Annotated in this window: 11 protein-coding genes; 9 read left to right on the forward strand and 2 right to left on the reverse strand. The window is 69.0% G+C overall.

Annotated elements, in window-relative coordinates; translation table 11 throughout:
• A partial coding sequence (locus AACZ35_RS07550; RefSeq protein ID WP_339827819.1) for a triple tyrosine motif-containing protein occupies positions 1–514 on the reverse strand: 514 nt, incomplete at its 3' end.
• Positions 515–610: 96 nt separating this feature from the next.
• Here AACZ35_RS07550 and AACZ35_RS07555 point away from each other — a divergent pair.
• From AACZ35_RS07555 to AACZ35_RS07565, 3 genes are read left to right on the forward strand one after another with little or no spacing between them, the layout of a single operon-like run.
• Positions 611–1,237 (forward strand): YceI family protein, encoded by a 627-nt coding sequence (locus AACZ35_RS07555; protein ID WP_339827821.1) that lies wholly within the window; start codon positions 611–613, stop codon positions 1,235–1,237.
• Positions 1,215–1,796 carry a cytochrome b gene (locus tag AACZ35_RS07560; protein WP_339827823.1) on the forward strand — a complete coding sequence of 194 codons (582 nt, stop codon included), beginning with the start codon at positions 1,215–1,217 and terminating at the stop codon, positions 1,794–1,796. Before AACZ35_RS07555 ends, AACZ35_RS07560 begins: the two co-directional genes overlap by 23 nt.
• Positions 1,793–2,338 (forward strand): YceI family protein, encoded by a 546-nt coding sequence (locus tag AACZ35_RS07565; protein WP_339827826.1) that lies wholly within the window; start codon positions 1,793–1,795, stop codon positions 2,336–2,338. Before AACZ35_RS07560 ends, AACZ35_RS07565 begins: the two co-directional genes overlap by 4 nt.
• On the opposite strand, the gene AACZ35_RS07570 is transcribed toward AACZ35_RS07565, so the two are convergent.
• On the reverse strand, positions 2,335–2,565 hold the full coding sequence (locus AACZ35_RS07570) for a glutaredoxin family protein (protein ID WP_339827829.1): 231 nt from the start codon (positions 2,563–2,565) through the stop codon (positions 2,335–2,337). The two genes, AACZ35_RS07565 and AACZ35_RS07570, sit on opposite strands and share 4 nt — an antisense overlap.
• Positions 2,566–2,654: 89 nt before the next feature.
• Here AACZ35_RS07570 and AACZ35_RS07575 point away from each other — a divergent pair, with 89 nt between their 5' ends.
• The 6 genes from AACZ35_RS07575 to AACZ35_RS07600 all read left to right on the forward strand — a co-directional run bounded on the left by AACZ35_RS07575 (position 2,655) and on the right by AACZ35_RS07600 (position 13,224).
• Positions 2,655–4,037 (forward strand): L-serine ammonia-lyase, encoded by a 1,383-nt coding sequence (locus AACZ35_RS07575; RefSeq protein ID WP_339827832.1) that lies wholly within the window; start codon positions 2,655–2,657, stop codon positions 4,035–4,037.
• 158 nt (positions 4,038–4,195) lie between these two features.
• The gene (locus AACZ35_RS07580; RefSeq protein ID WP_339827834.1) at positions 4,196–7,294 is read left to right on the forward strand and encodes a diguanylate cyclase; all 3,099 of its coding nucleotides are present in this window, start codon (positions 4,196–4,198) and stop codon (positions 7,292–7,294) included.
• A gap of 33 nt (positions 7,295–7,327) precedes the next feature.
• Positions 7,328–9,535, forward strand: a complete 2,208-nt coding sequence (locus AACZ35_RS07585; RefSeq protein WP_339827836.1) for an EAL domain-containing protein — start codon at positions 7,328–7,330, stop codon at positions 9,533–9,535.
• Positions 9,532–10,305 carry a M23 family metallopeptidase gene (locus AACZ35_RS07590; protein WP_339827838.1) on the forward strand — a complete coding sequence of 258 codons (774 nt, stop codon included), beginning with the start codon at positions 9,532–9,534 and terminating at the stop codon, positions 10,303–10,305. Before AACZ35_RS07585 ends, AACZ35_RS07590 begins: the two co-directional genes overlap by 4 nt.
• 105 nt (positions 10,306–10,410) lie before the next feature.
• Positions 10,411–11,595 carry a phytase gene (locus AACZ35_RS07595; RefSeq protein ID WP_339827840.1) on the forward strand — a complete coding sequence of 395 codons (1,185 nt, stop codon included), beginning with the start codon at positions 10,411–10,413 and terminating at the stop codon, positions 11,593–11,595.
• Between the two features lie 72 nt (positions 11,596–11,667).
• Positions 11,668–13,224, forward strand: a complete 1,557-nt coding sequence (locus AACZ35_RS07600) for an inorganic phosphate transporter (protein ID WP_339827842.1) — start codon at positions 11,668–11,670, stop codon at positions 13,222–13,224.
• Positions 13,225–13,233: the final 9 nt, after the last annotated feature.

The raw sequence follows: 13,233 nt of genomic DNA on the forward strand, positions 1-13,233 counted from the left end.
CCAGCTTCCAGGCTTCGCGGCGCCGCACGCGGCCGCGATGCACCAGGGCCAGGACCGACAGCGCCGCCATCAGGGCCACGCCGAAGCCCGCCAGCGCGCCGCGTGTCGCCCACCAGGGCGGATCGACCAGCAGGGTAAGGCTGCTGGGTTCGGACCACGGGCCGCGCGCCGCCGCGCCGCTGACGTGCAGTACGTAGCTTCCCGGGAACAGCCGCGGAAAAGCATGGATGCCGTCGGCACCCACCTCGACCCAGCCAGGATCGTGGCCCTCGAGCAGGAAACGATAGCGCGGCGTCCCCGGATCCCCGTTCGCGCCCAGGCGCACGCCGAGGCGCAGCTCGCGATCGTCGGCGCGCAGGCGGACCAGCGCGCCCGTGGCCGGCAGCGCCAGCCGCGGACCTTCCGGCAGCTGGGCGGTTTCGATCGCCGGCGGCGGCGGCGCGAGGCCGGAAAAGCCCGCCGCAGCAAGGCCGGGAAGGCCCATGCCCGCCAGCAGCACGACCACGCGAGCCACGCAATGTTGCAATGGTGAAGTCGGCCGCATCGCCCCTCCGGGAGTGGATGCGGCCTAGACTAAACACCTGCCCGATGCACAGAGGTCCGAAAACGGATGAATCGAGTTCGGAAAACGCTGTTCTGTCTACTTCTGCTAAGCGGCGCCGCACCCGCTGTCGCCGCCGTCGAAGCCTGGCGACTGGACCCGGTGCACACGCGCGTGCTGTTCCGGGTCGAACACGCGGGTTTCTCGCAGGCCCTGGGCATCTTCCCCGACGTGCAGGGCGAGCTGTACTTCGACCCCGACGACTGGACCAGCGCCCGCCTGGCGGTGGACATCGAACTGGCCAGGCTCGAGATCGGCGACATCGCCTGGCGCGACAAGCTGCTCTCGTCCACCTGGCTGCACGCGCAGCAGCAGCCCGTCGCGCGCTTCCGCTCCACCCGGGTCGAAGCCACCGGCAAGGACCAGGCCCGGGTTTTCGGCGAGCTCACGCTCAAGGGCGTAAGCCATGACGTAAGCCTGGACGTGCGCCTGAACAAGCTGGCCCGCAACCCGCTTACCTTCAAGCGCACCGCCGGCTTCAGCGCCACCGCGGTGCTCGACCGCCGCGATTTCGCCATGGCCGAATGGCCCAACGTGGTTGGCCAGCAGGTGCAGCTGGAAATCCAGGCCGAAGCCGTGCGCTTCACCCCGTCCCCCGAAAAGGAGAACGACGATGCCGATCCGCAACACGACTGAGCGCTGGGGCTGGGTAAGCATTTCCATCCACTGGCTGACCGTGCTGATGGTGCTTTCGCTCATCGTCGTCGGCCTGCTGATGCAGGAAATGGCCAACTCGCCGACCAAGATCGAGGTGTACGCCCTGCACAAGAGCTTCGGCCTGACCGTGCTGGCCCTGACCGTGCTGCGCCTGCTCTGGCGCCTGGTCGCCGGCACGCCGGCAGCCGCCGCGGGCGTGCCGCGCTGGCAGCAGTTCGCGGCTCAGGCCTCGCACGGCGCGCTCTACGTCATCCTGCTGGCGATGCCGCTCAGCGGCTGGCTGTACAACTCGGCCTCGGGATTTCCGCTCAAGTGGTTCGGCCTGTTCGGCCTGCCCAAGCTCAGCGGCTACGACCCCGACGTGAAGGCCTTCGCGCTGGCCATGCACGAATGGCTGTTCATCGCCCTGGCCATCATCGTCACCGTGCACGCGGCGGCGGCGCTCAAGCACCACTACTTCGACCGCGACGCCACCCTGTCGCGCATGTTGCCCGGCCTGCCGCCGCCGGATGCAACCGACACCAAGGATCCCCGATGAAATTCTTGCTCCTGCTGCTGGCCGCGCTGGCCGGCACCGCCGCCCACGCCGCCGACTACAGCGCCGGCAAGGACTCGACGCTGGGTTTCAAGGCCGTGTACATGGGCGACAGCTTCGAAGGCCGGTTCGCCCGCTTCACCCCGGAAATCCGCTTCGACCCGGCCGACCTGGCCGGCAGCCGCTTCGACGTGCACATCGTGCTGGCCAGCGCCAGCACGGCCAACCAGGAGCGCGACGAGATGCTGGTGGGCCCGGACTTCTTCAATACCGGCGCCCAGCCCGAGGCGCGTTACCAGGCCAGCCGTTTCAGCGCGCTGGGCGGCAACCGCTACCGCGCCGAAGGCACGCTCACGCTCAACGGCAAAAGCCGGCCGGTGCCGCTGGACTTCACCTGGACGGCGGGCACGCCGGCGGTGCTTGAAGGCCGGGCCACGCTCAAACGCCTGGACTTCGGCATCGGCGAGGGCGACTGGGCCGACCCCGACCTGCTGCCCAACGAGGTCGAGGTCATCACCCGCCTGGAGCTGCAGCCCAGGGCCTAGGCCAGGAAAGCCTGCAGCCGGGCCACGTCGAAGGGCCAGTCGAGCTCGGCGCCGGTGTCCTCGCGGCGCAGCACCGGGATGCGTTCGCCGTAGCGCGCCTGCAGCCCCAGGTCGTCGTCTATCCACAGCGGGTCGAAATCGGGCACGCCGGCGGCGGCCATCACGTCCCAGGCCTGGTCGCACAGGTGGCAGTCGTCGCGCTGGATGAGGGTAAGGGACGGGGGCATCAATGCGGGGCCGTACAGTCGCCGGGGCGGCAAGGCGCATAGAATACGGATTCCCCCCGCACAACACAGGTTCCGGAACCCGGCCCGACATGGCAGTCAGCGTTTTCGACCTCTTCAAGATCGGCATCGGCCCCTCGTCCTCGCATACGGTCGGGCCCATGCGCGCCGCCGCGCGCTTCACCAGCCACTGGCTGGAAGAAAAGGGCGTGCTTGAACGCACCGCCCGCGTGCGCGCCGAAGTGTTCGGCTCGCTGGCGCTGACCGGGCGTGGCCACGGCACCGACAAGGCCGTGCTGATGGGCCTGGAAGGCCACTGGCCCCACCAGATCGACCCCGACGTGATCCCGCCCGCGCTCGAGCGCATCCGCAAGCAAAAGAAGATCAACCTGCTAGGCAAACACGAAATCCGCTTCGACGAGAAGCAGGACCTGGTGCTCAACAAGCGCCAGAAGCTGCCCTTCCACACCAACGGCATGCGTTTCACCGCCTACGACGCCGACGGCGCCGAACTGGCCACCCGCGACTACTACTCGGTCGGCGGCGGTTTCGTGGTCAATCCCGAAGAGGCCGCCGAAGACCGCATCGTCGCCGACACCACCGAACTGCCCTACCCCTTCCACTCCGGCGACGAACTGCTGCGCCGCTGCGAAGAAAGTGGCCTGGGCATCGCCGCGCTGATGCTGGCCAATGAAACCGCCTGGCGCCCCGAGGCCGAGGTGCTGCAGGGCCTGCGCGAGCTGTGGCAGGCCATGCAGGACTGCACGGCGCGCGGCATCCGAGAGAAGGGCACCCTGCCCGGCGGCCTGCACGTGGCCCGGCGCGCGCCCAGCCTTCACGCCGAACTTTCGTCCAAGCCCGAAGCCGGCATGCGCGACCCGCTGACCGTGCTCGACTGGGTGAACCTCTACGCCCTGGCCGTGAACGAAGAAAACGCCGCCGGCGGCCGGGTCGTCACCGCGCCCACCAACGGCGCGGCAGGCATCATCCCGGCGGTGCTGCACTACTACGACCGCTTCTGCCCCGGCTCCAGCGAAAAGGGCATCTTCGATTTCCTGCTCACCGCCGCCGCCATCGGCATCCTGTACAAGGAAAACGCCTCGATTTCCGGCGCCGAAGTCGGCTGCCAGGGCGAAGTGGGCGTGGCCTGCTCGATGGCCGCCGGCGGCCTGGTCGCGGCCCTGGGCGGCAGCCCGGGCCAGGTGGAGAACGCCGCCGAGATCGGCATGGAACACAACCTGGGCCTGACCTGCGACCCGATCGGCGGCCTGGTCCAGATTCCCTGCATCGAACGCAACGCCATGGGCGCCGTGAAGGCCATCAATGCCTCGCGCATGGCCCTGCGCGGCGACGGCAAGCACAAGGTGTCGCTCGACAAGGTCATCAAGACCATGCGCGACACCGGCCGCGACATGCAGGACAAATACAAGGAAACCTCGCGCGGCGGCCTGGCGGTCAACGTCATCGAGTGCTGACGGCTCCGTGTAGGAGCGCCTTCAGGCGCGAATCTTTTGACTTTGCCTGCGGCAAAGCAGGGATTCGCGCCTGAAGGCGCTCCTACAAGTGGACGGGGCGTCACGAAAATCGCGGTCAAGGCTTGCCCTGTCCGGGCTCGCGGCGTAATAGTCAGTCCATGCCCGCCCCGGACTCCGCCGTGCCCTCGATGCGCCGCGTCCCGAAGCTGACCGTCCTGCTGGCGCTATGGCTGCTGGCGGGCAGCGCCATGGCACTGGACCCCGACAAGTCCTTCCACCACTACGTCCGCAACAGCTGGAGCATTGAAGAAGGCCTGCCGCAGATCAGCGCGCTGGCCATCACCCAGGACCGCACCGGTTACCTGTGGGTGGGCACCCAGGCCGGCCTGGCACGCTTCGACGGCATCCGTTTCCAGGCCTTCAACCCGGAAACCACGCCGGGCCTGCGCGGCATCTGGATCCACGACCTTCACGTTGATCCGGGCAACCGGCTCTGGATCGCCACCTACCGCGGCCTGAGCGTCTACGAGGACGGCCAGTTCCGCACCGTGCCGCTGGCCGGCGACGATCCCAGGCGCGCGCTCGACACCACCGACATCGAAGCCATGCCCTCGGGCGAGCTGATGGTCGCCACGCCCGACGGTGTCTACCGCGCCACCGGTGACGAACTGGCCCTGCTGCACCCGCTGCCGCGCCCGGCCACGGCCCTGCTGGCGCGAGGCGAAGACCTGTGGGTCGGCAGCCGCGGCCGCGTTTACCGCATCTCCGAGGGCGCCATCGGCCTGCTGCCGCTGCCCCAGGGCGACGACGACACCGTGGTGACCCAGCTGCTCGACGCCCACGGGCGGCTCTGGGCGGCCACCAGCAACGGCCTGTTCTTCCGCGAAGGCGACCAGTGGCTTCGTTACGAAGGCGACGAACGCCTGGCCAACACGCCGATCGAATCGATGTACGAAGACCGCGACGGCAACCTCTGGATCGGCATGGTCGACGACCTGGCGCGCCTGCGCGCCGGCCGGGTCACCGAAGTCATCAGCGGCGACCCCATGGGTTCGGCCGTGCGCGCGATGTTCGAGGACCGCGAAGGCAACCTCTGGCTGGGCTCGCAGTGGGAGGGCATCACCCGGGTCTGGAACGGCTGGACCCGGCGCTACAGCCACTTCGAGGGTCTTGAGGACCGCATCGTGTGGTCGGTGGCGCGAGGCCTGGAGGGCCAGCTGTGGGTCGGCACCAACAGCGGCCTCAGCGTGATGCAGGACGGCGCCTTCCGGGAAGTCATCGCCGGCGCCGACCTGCCCCACCCCAACGCCTATACCCTGCTGCCCGAGCGCGACGCGCTGTGGATAGGCACCCGCCGCGGCGTCGCGGTGCTGCGCAGCGGCGGGCAGCTGGAGCTGCCGGCCGAACTGGCGCCGATGCGCAGCGCCCAGGTCAACGGCATCCTGCGCGACCAGCGCGGCGCACTGTGGTTCGCCAGCACCGCCGGCCTGTTCCGGCTGACCCGCGACGACCTGGTGGGTTTCGGCGCCGCCCAGGGCCTGCGCGACCCGCGCACGCGCGTGCTGCACGAAACCCGCGACGGCCGGCTGCTGGTCGGCACCCAGTCGGGCCTGTACGAAATGCAGGGCGACCGGCTCCTGCCGCTGGGCCTGGACACCGGGCTGCGCAGCGACCTGGACGTCACCGCCATCCACGAACTGCCCGACGGCCGCCTGGTCATCGGCGCGCTGTCGGAAGAAATCTTCCTGCTGCAGGACGGCCGCTGGCAGGCCTTCGACGCCAGCCTGGGCATGCCGGTGAACTCGCCGTTCTTCATCACCCACGGCGAGGACGGTTACCTGTGGGTGGCCGGCATCCGCGGCGTGCACCGGGTGCTGCTGGAGGACATGAGCGATGTCGCCGCCGGCCGCCGCGAAGACGTGCGCGGCGAGATGCTGCTCAACGAACGCGGCGACCGCCGCGGTGGCCAGAAGGGTTATTGCTGCAACGGCGCCGGCAACGCCAAGGGGTTCATCGAGCGCGGCGAACTGTGGCTGCCCACCCGCGACGGCGTAGTGGCCATGGCCACCCGCGGCATCGTCAAGAATTCCACGGCGCCGCGCACGGTGATCGAACGCATACAGGTGGGTGGCCAGTGGCGCCCGGCCGATGCCGCCGCCGACTGGCAGCTGGCACCGACCCAGCGCGACCTGGCCTTCGAGTTCACCGTGCTGAGCCTGCAGGACCCCAAGAGCGTCGAGCTGCGCTACCGCCTGGTCGGCTACGACCCCGACTGGCGCACGCTCGACGACCCGACCCGGCGCAACGTCAACTACACCAACCTGCCGCCGGGCGCCTACGTGTTTGAAGCCCAGGGTTCGAACAACGCCGACACCTGGAGCCCGGCGCCGGCCCAGATCGGCTTCCGCATCCAGCCCAGGTTCCACGAAACGCCGCTGTTCTACTGGCTGCTCGGCGGCCTGGTCGCGAGCATCGTCTACGCCGGCTACCGGCGCCAGCTGGGCAAGCACCGGCGCCAGCGCGAAGCCCTGGAACTGCTGGTCAGCCAGCGCACCGAGGCCCTGGAAGTGGCCAACCACCGGCTGGAGGAAGCCAGCCAGACCGACCCGCTGACCGGCCTGCGCAACCGCCGCTACCTGGCCAACCAGATCCCCGCCGACATCGCCTACTACGACCGCGAAACCGTGCGCCGCGGATCGGCCGACGAAGTGATGGTGTTCGCGCTGATCGACCTCGACCACTTCAAGGACATCAACGACACCCACGGCCACCAGGCCGGCGACCGGGTGCTGCAGCAAGTGGCGCAGGTGCTGGGCCGGATGGTGCGCACCGGCGACTACATCGCGCGCTGGGGCGGCGAGGAATTCCTCATCGTGTTCCGGCCGATGCCCAACCGGCACCTGCCGATGCTGGGCGACCGCATCTGCGCCAGCGTGTCCGAACACCGCTTCGACATCGGCACCGACGAGCCGCTGCGCATCACCTGTTCGGTGGGTTTCATCGAATGCCCGCTGTTCCGCGACGCCCGCGGCGGCCTGGGCTGGGAGCAGATGATCGAAATGGCCGACCGGGCCCTGTATTACGTGAAAGCGCACGGACGCAATGGCTGGGCCGCCTTCCGCGCCCGTGAAGACACCGACCTGGGGCAACTGCAGGAAGCCCTGCGCGGCGACCCCGAAGCCCTGCTCGAGGCCGGCCGGCTGGACCTGCTGGTCTCGGACAAGCTCAAGCCGCCGCCCGGCCGGGCGCGTGACTAGTTCCTGACGGGCAGCCGGCCTATGCTTCCGGACATGCCCGCCTCGCTTCGCCGGATTGTCGTCGTGCTGGTCCTGTTGGCGCTTTATGTCGCCGGCGGCGCCTATTCCAGCCTTCTGCGCGGCGGACCCGACGAAGTTGCGCTGTTCTGGCCCGCGGCCGGCGTCGGCCTGGCCGGCGTACTGCGCTACGGCCTGCGGGTGGCCTGGTTCGTGCCGCTGGGCACGCTGCTGGTGCACCTGTTGTTCGAACCGGTGCCGCGCAGCTTCATCGTCTGGTCCATGGCCTCGAATTTCCTGGGCGTGCTGGCCGGCGCCTGGCTGATGCGCCGGCAGCCGATGGACGACCTGCTGACGGTGCGCTTCGGCCTGCACGCGCTGGGTGGCTCGCTGGTGATGGCGACGGTCAGTGCGCTGATAGGCACCACCGGCATGTTCCACGCCGGCATGATCCTCACCGAACAATTGCCGGCTTCGGCCGGGCGCTGGCTGCTGGGCGACCTGCTGGGCGCCACCAGCATCGCGCCGGCGGTGATGCTGCTGCTGCCGGGGCGCAACGGCCAGCGCCGGCGTTTCCCCGACAGCGAGTACGCCTCGGAACCCGAACGCCTAGGCTGGAACATCGCCCTGATGGCCAGCTACCTGCTGATGGCCTGGGGCGGCAGCTACGGCGGCAACTACGCGCTGGGCCTGGTGGCGCTGCCGCTGGGCGTGATGGTCTGGAGCGCCGTGCGCCTGCCGCCGCGTTTCACCGCCATCGCCAGTGCCCTGACCATGCTGCTCATCGCCGGCCTGGCGGGTTTTGGCACAGCCGGGTATCCGCGCGCCACCGACCCGCTCGACAGCCTGTACCTGCTGGTGTTCCTGGTCGAAGTGGCGGCGCTGCCGCTGATGCTGGCCTTCGCCATGCACCAGCAGCGGGTGGCGGCCGGCGTCCTGAAGCACCGCGCCAACGTCGACCCGCTGACCGGCCTGGAAAACCGCAACGCCTTCGAGGAAGGCATGCGGCCGGTGCTGGCGGAAACCTCGACCGTGCCGATGGCCCTGGCCTACCTCGACCTCGACCACCTCAAGCTGATCAACGACACCGCCAGCCACGCCGCCGGCGACCAGCTGATCCGCGGCGTTGCCGGCGTGGTGTCAGCGCACATGCGCCCCGAAGACCGGGTGGCGCGCACCGGCGGCGACGAATTCGCGCTGCTGCTGCGCAACTGCACGCCGATGGTCGCCGAAGACCGCATGCGCACCCTGCTGCGCGCCATCGAAGGTTATCGCTGCGGCTGGAACGGCCAGATGCTGGGCACCACCGCCAGCGCCGGCATCGTCACCTTCCTGCCGGGCCAGGCCGACTATGCGCAATTGTTGTCCCAGGCCGACGCCGCCTGTTTCACCGCCAAGGAACAGGGCGGCAACCGCGTTTGCCTGGCCAGCCTGGACGCCGGCGAACTGCTCGACCGCACCGCGGCCATGCGCTGGGTGGTGCGCATCCGCGAGGCGCTGGAGAGAAACACCCTGGCCCTCTACTGCCAGTCCATCGTGCCGCTGCAGCCCGGGGCCCATTCGGGCCGGCACTTCGAGGTGCTGCTGCGCCTGCACGACCCGCGCACCGGCGAACGCCTGGAGCCGGCGCAGTTCATGCCCGCGGCGGAACGCTTCCGGCTGGGCACGCGCATTGATCGCGAAGTGATCACGCAGACCCTGGCCTGGCTGGAAAGCCACCCCGAACAGTCCGCCACGGTGGAATCGTGCTGCATCAACCTGTCGGGCGAAGCGGTGATCGACGAAGGTTTCATCGGCTTCGTGGCCGAACGCCTGCGGCGCAGCAGTTTCCCTGCCAGTAACCTTTGCTTCGAACTGACCGAAACCAGCGCCGTGCGCGACCTGGCGCGGGCGCAGCGTTTCATCAACCAGCTGCGCGAACTGGGCTGCCGGTTCGCGCTTGATGATTTCGGCACGGGCTTTTGTTCGTTCAACTACCTGCGTGCGCTGGACGTGGACTATTTCAAGATCGACGGCAGCTTCGTGCGCGACATGCACCATTCGCCGATGGCCGAGGCGGTGGTGCGCTCGATCAATGAAATCGCCCACGTGCTGGACAAGAAGTCCATTGCCGAACACACCGAAACCGAAGCCCAGCGGCGGGCGCTGCAGGCGCTGGGCGTCGACTTCGGCCAGGGTTATGCCTTCGACGCACCCAGGCCCATCGACGAGTATTTCGGGCTGGCCGAGGCGGACAAACGATGAAGCGCCTGCTGGCCCTGCTGCTGGTGGTTTCGCTGCCCGTCGGCGCCACCGACCTTGCGCAGCTGTCGGTGCATCGCCAGGGCGGCGAACAGGTGGCCGTGGCCGCCAACCGCAGCGCCGGTCCGCTGGAAGTCGAGCTGCTGGCCGACCACTGGCAGGGCATGGACAGCGAACCGGGCCTGCCCAACCGGCGGGTGCTTGCGCCGGGCGAACAGGCCACGATGGCGCGCCTGTGGCCGGTGGCCGAAGGCGCCCGGCACGAACTGCGGCTGCTGGCGGTGCCCGGTCAGCCGCACGTCCAGGCGCGCGACGTGGTGTATTCGCTGCCGGTGGAAGAATCGGACTTCGAGCTGGGCCAGGGTTTCCACGGCGGCTACAGCCACGGCGACGAGGCCAACCGCTACGCCATCGACCTGATCGTGGATGAAGGCACGCCGGTGCTGGCCGCCCGCGACGGCACCGTGGTGGCGACGATGTCGGGCTATGCCGAAGGCGGCGCCGACCGGTCCCTGGCCGGCCAGGCCAACTTCGTGCGGGTGCTGCACGAAGACGGTTCGATGGCGCTGTATGCGCACCTGCAGGAAGGCGGCGTCAGCGTGCGCACCGGCGACCGCATCCACCTGGGCCAGGTGCTGGGTTACGCCGGCAGCACGGGTTTTTCCAGTGGCCCGCACCTGCACTTCGCCGTGCAGGTCAACGGCGGCATGCGGCTGGTGTCGGTGCCGTTCCGCATGATCGGCCCCGACGGTTTCCTGCCCCTCAAGAAATAGCCAACCTGCAGGAGCGCCTTCAGGCGCTCCTGCATCAAGCGGTGGTAACAGGCACGTCATCTATCGGCCACAGACTCCGGGTTTTTCGCGTTCCGGGAACCCGCCATGACCTCGCCTCGCCTCGCCTTTTCCGTCCTTGCCGCCAGCCTGGCCCTGGCGGCCTGCCAGCCCGGCGCGCCGTCGTCGCAGGCCCCGGTCGCTTCGGACGCCGCTGCCGAAACCGGGTCGATCTACGAACGCGAGCCCGATGAACTGGAAAAGGACGCGCTGCTGGCCGATGCCGGCACGCCGCACCAGGTGGTGGCCGAGGCCTTCAGCAGCGCCGACGTGCCCGAGGACAACGTGGATTCGCTGGCCAGCTGGGTGGCCGGTGACGGCAAGACCTGGCTGATCGCCACCGCCAAGGAAGGCGACCAGGGCCTGGTGGTCTACGACGGCGAAACCGGCGAACGCCTGCGCGGCGTCGGCACCGTAGGCAGCGAACTGGGCCAGTTCAAGCGCCCGAACGGCATTTTCGTGCACGGCGACTACCTGTTCGTGGTCGAACGCGACAATCAGCGCGTGCAGGTGCTGGCCCTGCCCGGCTTCGAGGCCCTGGGCAGCTTCGGCGAGGCCGTGCTGGAAAAACCCTACGGCCTGTGGCTGCGGCCGCTGCCGGACGACACCCTGGAAGTGCTGGTGACCGACGCCTACATGGCCGGCGAAGACGAACAGGGCGAAGACATCGTGCCGCCCGTGGCCGAACTCGACCGGCGCATCCAGCGTTTCATCGTCACCACCAATGCCCGCGCCGTGACCGCGCAGCACGCTGGCAGCGTGGGCGACACCAGCGAGGCCGGCGCCATCCGTATCCCCGAATCGCTGTGGGGCGACGTGGCCAACGACCGCCTGCTGGTTGCCGAGGAAGACGCGGCCACCGGCACCGCCCTGCGCGAGTACAGCCTGGTGGACGGCTTCCTGGGCCGCACCCACGGCCTGGACCGCTTCAGCGCCCAGGCCGAGGGCATCGCCCTGTGGGCCTGCGAGGACGGCAGCGGCTACTGGGTCGCCACCGACCAGTTCAAGGACCGCAGCCTGTTCCACGTCTTCGACCGCCAGGACCTGGCCTGGCGGGGCGCCTTCGCGGGCGAAAAGACCGCCAATACCGACGGTGTCTGGCTGCACCAGGCCGCCACCGCCCGCTTCCCTGCCGGCGTCTTCTACGCCGTGCACGACGACATGGGCGTGGCCGCCTTCGACTGGCGGGATGTGGCCAAGGCGCTGGACCTGAGGACAGATTGCGGTGGCTGACCGCGGTTTTTGAGGAGTCGGGGGCGGGAATCTGGCATCCTGTGTGAACCTTTTTTTACACTTGCCGCCCGCATGAACCCCGACACCGCCCCCGCCTCCTCGCGCATCAGCACCGTCCGGCTGGCCCTGGCCATCCTGTTCGTGGTGCTCAGCACCGGCTACGTCTGGTGGCAGTTCGGCCATATCAGCCTGACCCTGGTGGTGGCGGCCGCGTTCGGCGCCTACATGGCGATGAACATCGGCGCCAACGACGTGGCCAACAACGTCGGCCCGGCGGTCGGCGCGAAGGCGATGAAACTTTCGACGGCGATCGCCATCGCGGCCGTGTTCGAGGCGGCCGGCGCGATCATCGCCGGCGGTGAAGTGGTCGGCACCATCAAGGGCGGCATCATCGACCCGGCCAACATCGCCGACGCCGGCGCCTTCGTCTGGCTGATGATGTCGGCCCTGCTGGCGGCGGCCCTGTGGCTGAACCTGGCCACCGCCATCGGCGCGCCGGTGTCCACCACGCATTCCATCGTCGGCGGCGTGCTCGGCGGCGGCATCGCCGCGGCCGGCTGGGGCGTGGCGAACTGGGGCACGATGGGCAGCATCGTCGCCAGCTGGGTGGTTTCGCCAGTGCTGGGCGGCCTGATCGCCGCCGGCCTGCTGTACCTGATCAAGCGCCGCATCACCTACCGCACCGACCTGGTGGCGGCGTCCGGGCAGACCGTGCCCGTACTGCTGGCGCTGATGGCCTGGTCCTTCGTGACCTACCTGTGCGTGAAGGGCCTGGGCGCCCTGGTGAAGCTGGACATCCTGCCGGCCCTGGCCATCGGCGCCGTCGCCGGCGCGGTGGCCTATGTCTGGGTGAAGGCGGCCATCTCCAGGCGCGCGGCTTCGATGCAAAACCACCGCGACTCGGTCAACCGCCTGTTCACGCTGCCGCTGATGGCCGCGGCGGCCCTGCTCAGCTTCGCCCACGGTTCCAACGACGTGGCCAATGCCATCGGCCCGCTGGCGGCCATCCACGACGCACTGATCAGCGAAGGCGTGCACGGCAAGGTGGCGGTGCCGCTGTGGGTGATGCTGCTGGGCGCCATCGGTCTGTCGGTGGGCCTGGCCCTGTACGGGCCGCGCCTGATCAAGACGGTCGGCAACGAAATCACCGATATCGACCCGATGCGCGCCTACTGCATCGCCATGGCGGCCACGCTGACGGTGATCGTGGCTTCGCAGCTGGGCCTGCCGATCTCCACCACCCACGTCACCATCGGCGCGGTGTTCGGCGTGGGTTTCCTGCGCGAATACCTCAAGGCCAACTACCAGCGCATCATCGCCGAGATCGAAGCCCACCACGCCGCGCACGAAACCGAGCGGCACGAGGTGGAGGCCTTCTTCTCCAAGTTCGAGGCCGCTTCGCGCGCCGAGAAGTCGGAGATGATCAAGAAGCTCAAGCGCGAGGTCAAAGCCGGCCTGACCCCGATTTCCAAGCAGGAACGCAAGAGCCTGCGCCGCTACCACAAGCAGGCGCTGGTAAAGCGTTCGATCATGCTCAAGGTCGTCGCGGCCTGGATCATCACCGTGCCGGCTTCGGCGCTGATGGCGGCGGGCATCTTCTTCATGATCCGCGGCGTGGCCCTGGGCTGATTGCCCGCC

This window comes from uncultured Arenimonas sp. (assembly GCF_963976025.1).
In the GTDB taxonomy this organism is placed as follows: Bacteria; Pseudomonadota; Gammaproteobacteria; order Xanthomonadales; family Xanthomonadaceae; genus Arenimonas.

What these genes read in the sequence shown, in the direction of transcription:
- AACZ35_RS07555 (WP_339827821.1), top strand. Translation starts at nt 611, where the DNA reads ATGAATCGAGTTCGGAAAACGCTGTTCTGTCTACTTCTGCTAAGCGGC.
- AACZ35_RS07560 (WP_339827823.1), top strand. Translation starts at nt 1,215, where the DNA reads ATGCCGATCCGCAACACGACTGAGCGCTGGGGCTGGGTAAGCATTTCC.
- AACZ35_RS07565 (WP_339827826.1), top strand. Translation starts at nt 1,793, where the DNA reads ATGAAATTCTTGCTCCTGCTGCTGGCCGCGCTGGCCGGCACCGCCGCC.
- AACZ35_RS07570 (WP_339827829.1), bottom strand. Translation starts at nt 2,565, where the DNA reads ATGCCCCCGTCCCTTACCCTCATCCAGCGCGACGACTGCCACCTGTGC.
- AACZ35_RS07575 (WP_339827832.1), top strand. Translation starts at nt 2,655, where the DNA reads ATGGCAGTCAGCGTTTTCGACCTCTTCAAGATCGGCATCGGCCCCTCG.
- AACZ35_RS07580 (WP_339827834.1), top strand. Translation starts at nt 4,196, where the DNA reads ATGCCCGCCCCGGACTCCGCCGTGCCCTCGATGCGCCGCGTCCCGAAG.
- AACZ35_RS07585 (WP_339827836.1), top strand. Translation starts at nt 7,328, where the DNA reads ATGCCCGCCTCGCTTCGCCGGATTGTCGTCGTGCTGGTCCTGTTGGCG.
- AACZ35_RS07590 (WP_339827838.1), top strand. Translation starts at nt 9,532, where the DNA reads ATGAAGCGCCTGCTGGCCCTGCTGCTGGTGGTTTCGCTGCCCGTCGGC.
- AACZ35_RS07595 (WP_339827840.1), top strand. Translation starts at nt 10,411, where the DNA reads ATGACCTCGCCTCGCCTCGCCTTTTCCGTCCTTGCCGCCAGCCTGGCC.
- AACZ35_RS07600 (WP_339827842.1), top strand. Translation starts at nt 11,668, where the DNA reads ATGAACCCCGACACCGCCCCCGCCTCCTCGCGCATCAGCACCGTCCGG.